Raw genomic sequence first — 7,956 nt, 5'->3', positions numbered from 1 at the left:
TCCGTATCGAGTTGGGTGAGATCGAATCCGCGTTGGTCGGGTGTGCGGGTGTCGCCCGTGCAGTCGTGGTCGTGCGGAAGGTCGAGCATCTCGGTGATCGCATCGTGGCGTACGTAGTACCGGAGTCCGGGGTGGCGCTCGAATCCTCAGCGGTATCGGAAGAGGTCGGTCAGTTCCTGACTGCGTACATGGTGCCGGACGCGGTCGTCGTGATCGACGCGATTCCGTTGACACACGCCGGTAAAACGGACGTGCGCGCTCTGCCTGACCCGATCTTCGAGTCGAGAACGCACCGCGCTCCGGCGACCGAGATGGAAAGAATTGTGGCGGGTCTGTTCGCCGAGGTCCTTCGTCTTGACGAAGTCAGTGCAGACGACTCCTTCTTCGCGCTCGGCGGAGACTCGATCATGTCGATTCAATTGGTCTCTCGCGCAAAGACATCAGGGATCGTTTTCAGCCCGCGCGATGTTTTCGAGCACAAGACGGTCGTGGCGATCGCCGAGGTTGCTCGTCATGCGGACGTGGTCGAGGAAATAGTTCTCGAAGAACTGGAGGGTGGGGGAATCGGCTCGATGCCGATGACGCCGATCGTGCGATACATGTCGCAACGACCCGGTGGGTTCAACCGCTTCACCCAGACCATGACCCTGGAACTCCCCGAAGGCATCGACCGCTCCGGCATCGTTTCGACGATCTCGGCTGTTGTCGAACACCACGACATGTGGCGATCGCGTGTGGTGGACGGCGATCGCGGGCGTGAGATCGAAGTGATGGCGTCCGGCGCGGTCGATGTCGACGCACTGGTCCATCACATCCCGGTCGATCCCGCGTCGAAGGCAGACGAGGTGACTGCTCTCGCGTCGCGCGAACTCGATTCGGCTCTGGGACGTCTCGATGTGGATGCCGGCACGATGCTGCAGTTCTTGTGGTTCGACTTCGGTGCCGGGCGCAGCGGCCGACTTCTCGTCGTTGCCCATCACCTCATCATCGACGGAGTGTCCTGGCGCATCATCGTTCCGGATCTCATCTCGGCCTGGGCCCAGATCTCGAACGGCAGTGCCCCCACTCTGACGCCGGTCGGAACCTCGATGCGGCGTTGGGCGCACGCGTTGGTCACCGAAGCGGAGTCCGAATCGCGTAAGGCTGAACTTCCTTACTGGGAATCGGTTCTGTCTGGTTCGGATCCTCTCCTCGGTTCACGCGCGTTCGATCCACACATCGATGTGTCGGCGACTCTCGAGACGGTGTCGGTCGAGGTACCGGCCAATGTCACCGAGTCCATCTTGACGGCTCTGCCTCGGGCGTTCCGAGGCGGCGCCAACGACGGTTTGCTGACAGCGTTGGCACTCGCAATGGCGCTGTGGCGTGCCGAGCGAGACGTCGACGCGTCCTCGGCGCTGATTCAGTTGGAGGGCCACGGGCGTGAGCAGTCGATTATCAGTGGCGCCGACATCTCACGAACGGTCGGCTGGTTCACGAGCGCTTTTCCCGTTCGACTGGACTTGGCGGGCGTGGATCTCGCGGACGCGATCGCCGGCGGTCCTGCCGCAGGCGAGGCTGTCAAGTTGATCAAGGAACAACTGCTCGGCGCCCCGGACAAGGGCGTTGGGTACGGGCTTCTGCGCTACCTCGGAGAGGAATCGTCCCGCACGCTCGGGGCGCATGCAGACGGTCAGGTCAGCTTCAACTATCTCGGCCGAGTCGCCGGTGGGGAATTGCCGGAAGGCCTCGAACAAGTCGGGTGGCTCCCGGTGGGCGACCTCGGCTCCGTGTCCGCGCCGGGTGATGCGGACATGCCTGCCAACAAGAGCATCGACATCAATGTGATGGCGGGAGATTCGTCGGACGGAATGGTGCTCAACGCGTCGTTCGCATATCCGAGCGGCCTCCTCTCCGCGCCGGAGGTCTCACGATTGTCGGAGTTGTGGGTGTCGGCTCTCGCTGGACTCGCGGCACACGTGGACCGACCGGGTGCGGGTGGGCTTACCCCGTCCGATCTGCCACTGGTCGATCTCGACCAACGTGCGATCGCGAAGATCGAACAAGATTTCGCGGACGTGGCCGACGTCTGGCCGCTGACGCCGTTGCAGAACGGAATGCTCTTCCACTCGATGCTGGCCGAAGAATCGGTCGACGTCTACACCATGCAGATGGCACTCGATCTGTCCGGCGCCGTCGACGCAGATCGTCTTCGCAGCGCGGCGCAGGCCGTCATGGACCGACACGAGAGTCTTCGGGTCGCGTTCGTCACCGATGATGCAGGCCGATCGGTCCAGGTTGTGATGGATCGGGCTCCTGTCCAGTGGAATGCGATAGATCTCAGCGGTATCGAGAACAAGGTTGAACGAGAGTCCGAACTCGCCCGAGTCGCCGCGGCGGATCAGGCCGACGAATTCGACCTCGCCACACCGCCGTTGATGCGGTACACCCTGGTGCGATTGACCGGCGACACTTTCAGGCTTCTCGTGACCAACCATCACATCCTTCTCGACGGCTGGTCCATGCCTTTGCTCATGAAAGACCTTCTGGTCCTGTACGCAACGCACGCGGACCCCTCTCTGCTGCCGCGAACAAGGTCCTATCGCGCGTTCCTGTCTTGGTTGGTCGCTCAAGACTCGGATAAGTCGATGGCTCGTTGGGCCGAGGTATTCGACGGATTCGAGGAACCGACTCTGGTGACTGCCAAGTCCGGCACCACCGAAATCACCATGCGTTCACGGGAGATCGCGGTCGACTTCTCGACCGCGACGACCAGTCGGATCACCGAACTCGCCGGCCGAGTCGGCGTCACCGCCAATACCGTTGTCCAGGTTGCCTGGTCGATTCTTCTGTCTCATATGACAGGGCAGGACGACGTCGTGTTCGGTGCGACCGTTTCGGGTCGCCCGCCCAGCCTCAACGGCGTCGAGTCGATGGTCGGTCTCTTCATCAACTCGCTTCCGGTCCGAGTCAGGATCGACAAGTCGGCATCGCTTGAATCGCTCCTGACCGATGTCCAGTCCGAGCAGGCCGATCTGCTCGATCATCACTATGTTTCGCTCGCCGATGTTCAGCGAACGGTCGGGCTGGGAACATTGTTCGACACGTTGGCCGTGTTCGAGTCCTATCCGGTGGACGAGGAAGGTCTCGCGGCCCAGGCGCAGGCAATCGACGGTCTACGGATCGACGGGCTGCACGCAGACGATACGACGACGTTCCCGTTGACGCTCATGGTGACTCTCGACAGTTCACTGCACTTCGGCGTGAAGTACCTCCCGGATTTCTTCGAGCATCGGCAGGTGCAAAGTCTGGTGGACCGGCTCGTTCGCATCGTCGAAGCTATTGCCGACGACGCGACGAAGCCTGTCGGAGACATCGAACTGATGACCGAGCAGGAACGCTCGCTAGTCCTCGACGGCTGGAACACCACGGCGCACGAGATGGCTCCGACGGATCTCGTCGAATTGTTCGAGAAGCAACTTCTCCGATCGGTGGAGTCCACCGCACTCGTCTTCGAGGGAACCCACACGACCTACGCCGATTTCGGCGCCCGCGTGCATCGTTTGGCGCGAGTCCTGATCGCCGAAGGTGTCGGCGCAGACTCGTTGGTGGGCATCGGTATTCGGCGTTCGGAAGATCTACTTATCGCGATCTACGCAGTCCTTGCTGCCGGTGGTGCGTACGTGCCGGTGGACCTGGATCAACCGGCCGAACGCGTCGAGTACATCCTCGACGCAGCAGATCCGGTGTGCATTCTGAGTACGACACGTGACGCGATGTCTTCGACGACACGGCGTGTGATCACCATCGACACGATCGACACCACAGCAGTGCCGTGCGGGCCGATCGCCGACGAAGAGCGCTCGGCGCCCATCGAGCCGGATGACCTCGCGTACGTCATCTTCACATCGGGATCGACGGGCCGCCCCAAGGGCGTCGCGGTCAGTCATCGTTCCATCGTGAACCGCTTGGCTTGGATGCAGTCGGAGTACCCACTCAGCGGAACCGATTCGGTGCTGCAGAAGACCCCTGTCACCTTCGACGTGTCGGTCTGGGAGTTGTTCTGGCCGTTGCAGGTCGGCGCGCGTCTCGTCATCGCTGTGCCGGACGGTCATCGGGATCCCGAGTATCTGGCCAAACTGATCGAGGCGTACGACGTGACGATCACGCACTTCGTGCCTTCGATGCTCGAAGTGTTCGTGGACGATCCGGCAGCAGAGCGCGCGTCGTCGTTGAACCACGTGTTCGCATCGGGTGAAGCACTGCCGGTGAACACCGCTGCGCGGTTCCGTTCGGTACTTCCGAATGCGAAGCTGCACAACCTCTACGGACCGACGGAAGCAGCCGTCGACGTCACCTATCACGCGGTCACCGCAGACGACACCATTCTGGTGCCCATCGGCGCCCCGGTCTGGAACACTCGGGTGTACGTACTCGACAGTCGTCTTCGCCCTGTTCCGGCGGGTGTTGCAGGCGAGCTGTATCTCGCGGGTGTTCAGCTCGCTCGTGGCTATCACGGTCGTACCGAACTCACCGCCGAGCGCTTCGTCGCCGATCCGTACGGCGACCAGGGCACAAGAATGTACCGAACCGGCGACCTCGTGACGTGGAGCTCGGCCGGTGAACTCGAGTACATCGGCCGTACCGATTTCCAGGTCAAATTGCGCGGACTCCGTATCGAACTCGGCGAGGTCGAATCGGCGCTTCGCGGACACGATTCGATCGCGTCTGCAGTTGTCGTCGTGCTTGGTGAACATCTTGTCGGCTACGTGGTCCCCGCCGGCTTTGCGAGTGTCGACATCGACGAAACGCGGGCACATCTCGCGGCTCGACTGCCCGAGTACATGGTGCCTGCCCACCTCGTCGTGCTGGACGAGATGCCGCTCAATGCTTCGGGCAAGCTGGATCGAAAAGCATTACCTGAACCGGTCTTCACGGCCGGAAGTGAGTTCCGGGCTGCCGATACCGAATCCGAATTGATTCTGGCCTCGATCTTCGCCGACGTCCTCGGCGTGGACCAGGTAGGTGCCGACGATTCGTTCTTCGCGCTCGGAGGCGACTCGATCATGTCGATCCAGCTCGTTGCAAGGGCAAAGGCACAGGGCCTCCGATTCAGCGCGCGCGACGTCTTCGAGCGCAAGACCATCGCGGGACTCGCGGAAATCGCCGAGTCGGTGCTCGACGATGCAGTTGTCCTCAGTGAACTTCCGGGTGGCGGAATCGGCTGGATGCCGTTGATGCCGATTGCCCATTGGATGTTGTCGCGCGGTTCCTACCGCACCTTTGCGCAGACGATGATTCTGGATCTGCCGGTCGGTATCACCGCGGGAGCCCTCGAGTTGACACTCGCAGCGCTGATCGACAAACACGACATCCTGCGCTCGCGCCTTCTCGACGACGACAGGGGCTGGGGTCTCGAGGTCGGCGGGTTGGGATCGATCGCCGTCGCCGACACGATCGAGCGGATCGAACCCGCTGCGGGCGACGCCAACGTGGCGTCGGCCGTTCAGCTCGCTACACGTTCGCTGGATCCATTGTCCGGGGACATGATTCGTTTCGTCTGGGTAGACCGAGGACCGGAGAATGTCGGTCAACTCGTTGTGGTTGCCCATCACCTCGCCGTCGACGGCGTGTCGTGGCGAATCATCATTCCGGATCTCGTCGCTGCGTGGATGCAGGTCGCCGCGTCGTCGGAACCCGCATTGCCGGCCGTTGCGACTTCGGTGCGTCGTTGGGCGCATGCGATTGCCGAGAACGCGCACAGCGAAGACCGGTTGGCGGAACTTCCGTACTGGGAACGCACGCTGACCGGCGGCGATTCGTACCTGGGGTCACGCCCGTTCGATCCGACCCTCGATGTGATCTCCACCCTCGATTCGATTCGCGTCGAGGTATCGCCCGAGGTCACGGACGCGTTGCTCACCATGGTGCCGAAGGTCTATCGCGGCGGTGTGAACGATGGATTGTTGACCGCACTTGGCATGGCAGTGGCCAAGCTGAGGCGCGAAAAGAGCAAGGCAGCAGGGTCTTTGCTGGTACACCTCGAGGGCCACGGGCGTGAGGAAGAGGTCATCGAAGGCGCGGATCTGTCGCGGACCGTCGGTTGGTTCACAACGGAGTTCCCGCTACGAATCGACATCTCCGATATCGATCTCGACGACGCTCTTGCCGGCGGTGTCGCGGCGGGTCGTGCGCTCAAGCTTGTCAAGGAGCAGGTGCTTTCCGTGCCGGACAAGGGAATCGGCTTCGGAATGCTGAGATACCTCAACGAGGAGACTGCTGAAGCGTTGTCAGCGGGTGCCAGTGCCGATATCAGCTTCAACTACCTCGGCCGTATTTCCGCGGGCGAGGTGCCAGCAGAAGCACTCGGACTCGGATGGATGCCCAGCGACGTTCTCGGTGACGTCTCCGTCGCGCCTGACGCGGACATGGCGGCAAACGGTGTGCTCGACGTCAACGCAGTGGTCAGCGACGGCCCCGACGGTCCGGTTCTCGGTGCATCCTTCGGATTCGCGAGTGGAGCGATCTCGCGTGAGGACGTCGAGTTGCTTGCCTCTTACTGGAAGGAGTCGCTGAGTGCGGTTGCAGCACATGTGAACTCGCCTCTCGCTGGAGGATTGACGCCGTCCGATGTGCCATTGGTGTCGATGAGTCAGACACAGCTCGACCGTCTGCAGGCAGGGATGCCGAACGTGGCCGACGTATGGCCACTGGCACCGTTGCAGCGAGGCTTCCTGTTCCACGCGATGCTCGCGGAGGCATCACTGGACGTCTACTCGATGCAAGTTGTCCTCGAGCTCTCGGGCAACGTGGACGCGGATCGCCTGCTGTCGGCAGCTCGAGCTTTGACGGAACGTCATCCGAACCTGCGCAGCGGCTTCGTCCTCGACGAAGACGGCAATTCGCTTCAGGTAGTCGCGGACGAGGTCGATCTTCCGTGGCGCGAGGTTGATCTCAGTGCGATCACCAACGGGGCCGAGCGTGTCCAAGCTCTCGATCAGTTGCTGCGTGACAATCAGTCGGCACGGTTCGACATGTCCCACCCGCCGCTCACGCGATACCTGTTGGTGAAGACTGCCGATCGTCGATACACGCTGGCTGTGGCCAACCACCACATCCTCCTCGACGGCTGGTCGCTCCCGCTGGTCATGAAGGATCTGCTGACGCTGTACGCGACGCGTTCGGATGCATCCGTCCTTCCGCGGGTTCGTTCTTACCGCACGTATCTCGAGTGGTTGGTTGCGCAGGATTCCGCTCGGTCCTTGAATGTCTGGCGACGGGCGCTCGACGGACTCGAAGAGCCGACGACTCTCGTACAAGCCGACCGTGGCCGAACCATCGATGCACGTTCGGGCGAGTCCGAGGTACAGGTGGACGAGTCACTCGCGGCCGCACTTACTTCTCTCGCAGGTGAATTGGGTGTCACGCTCAATACCGTCATCCAAACTGCGTGGGGCGTGGTGTTGGGACGATTGACCGGCAGGAACGATGTCGTTTTCGGTGCAACCGTCTCGGGTCGGCCGCCGCAGGTTACCGGAGTCGAGTCGATGATCGGGCTGTTCATCAACACCGTTCCGATTCGGATTCGGTTCGAGGAGAACGAATCACCGGCTTCACTGTTGACGCGGGTTCAGCGTGAGCAGGCGGAACTGCTCGATCACCATCACGTTCAGCTGGCCGACATCCAGCAGGCGATCGGCGCGGGTGCGCAGTTCGACACGTTGACGGTGTTCGAGTCGTATCCGATCGATCAGAAGGCGCTCGCAGCAGGCGCAGCGTCGATCGACGAGATGTCCGTCGAAAGCATGCATGCCAACGACAACACTCACTTCCCGTTGACACTGATGATCACCGCCGGGGGCGGAATCGAGCTGACCTTCAAATACCAGCGCGACGCCTTCGACGAGGGTTCGGTTGTGGTCTTGGGTGAGCGTTTGGTGCGTGTGTTGGGTGGGTTTGTGTCGGGTGTGGGTGTGG

1 protein-coding gene is annotated in these 7,956 nt (G+C 61.9%); it reads left to right on the top strand.

The annotated features are described in order from the left end of the window. The coding region (locus ACKAMS_RS33445; protein ID WP_408990103.1) for an amino acid adenylation domain-containing protein at window positions 1-7,956 on the top strand (7,956 nt) is incomplete at both ends.

Origin of the sequence: Rhodococcus sp. 5A-K4 (assembly GCF_046097995.1) — a bacterium.
Taxonomy (GTDB): domain Bacteria; phylum Actinomycetota; class Actinomycetes; order Mycobacteriales; family Mycobacteriaceae; genus Rhodococcus_F; species Rhodococcus_F erythropolis.
Note: the sequence above shows the minus strand (reverse complement) of the source record. Positions and strands in the feature narration are given on the sequence as shown.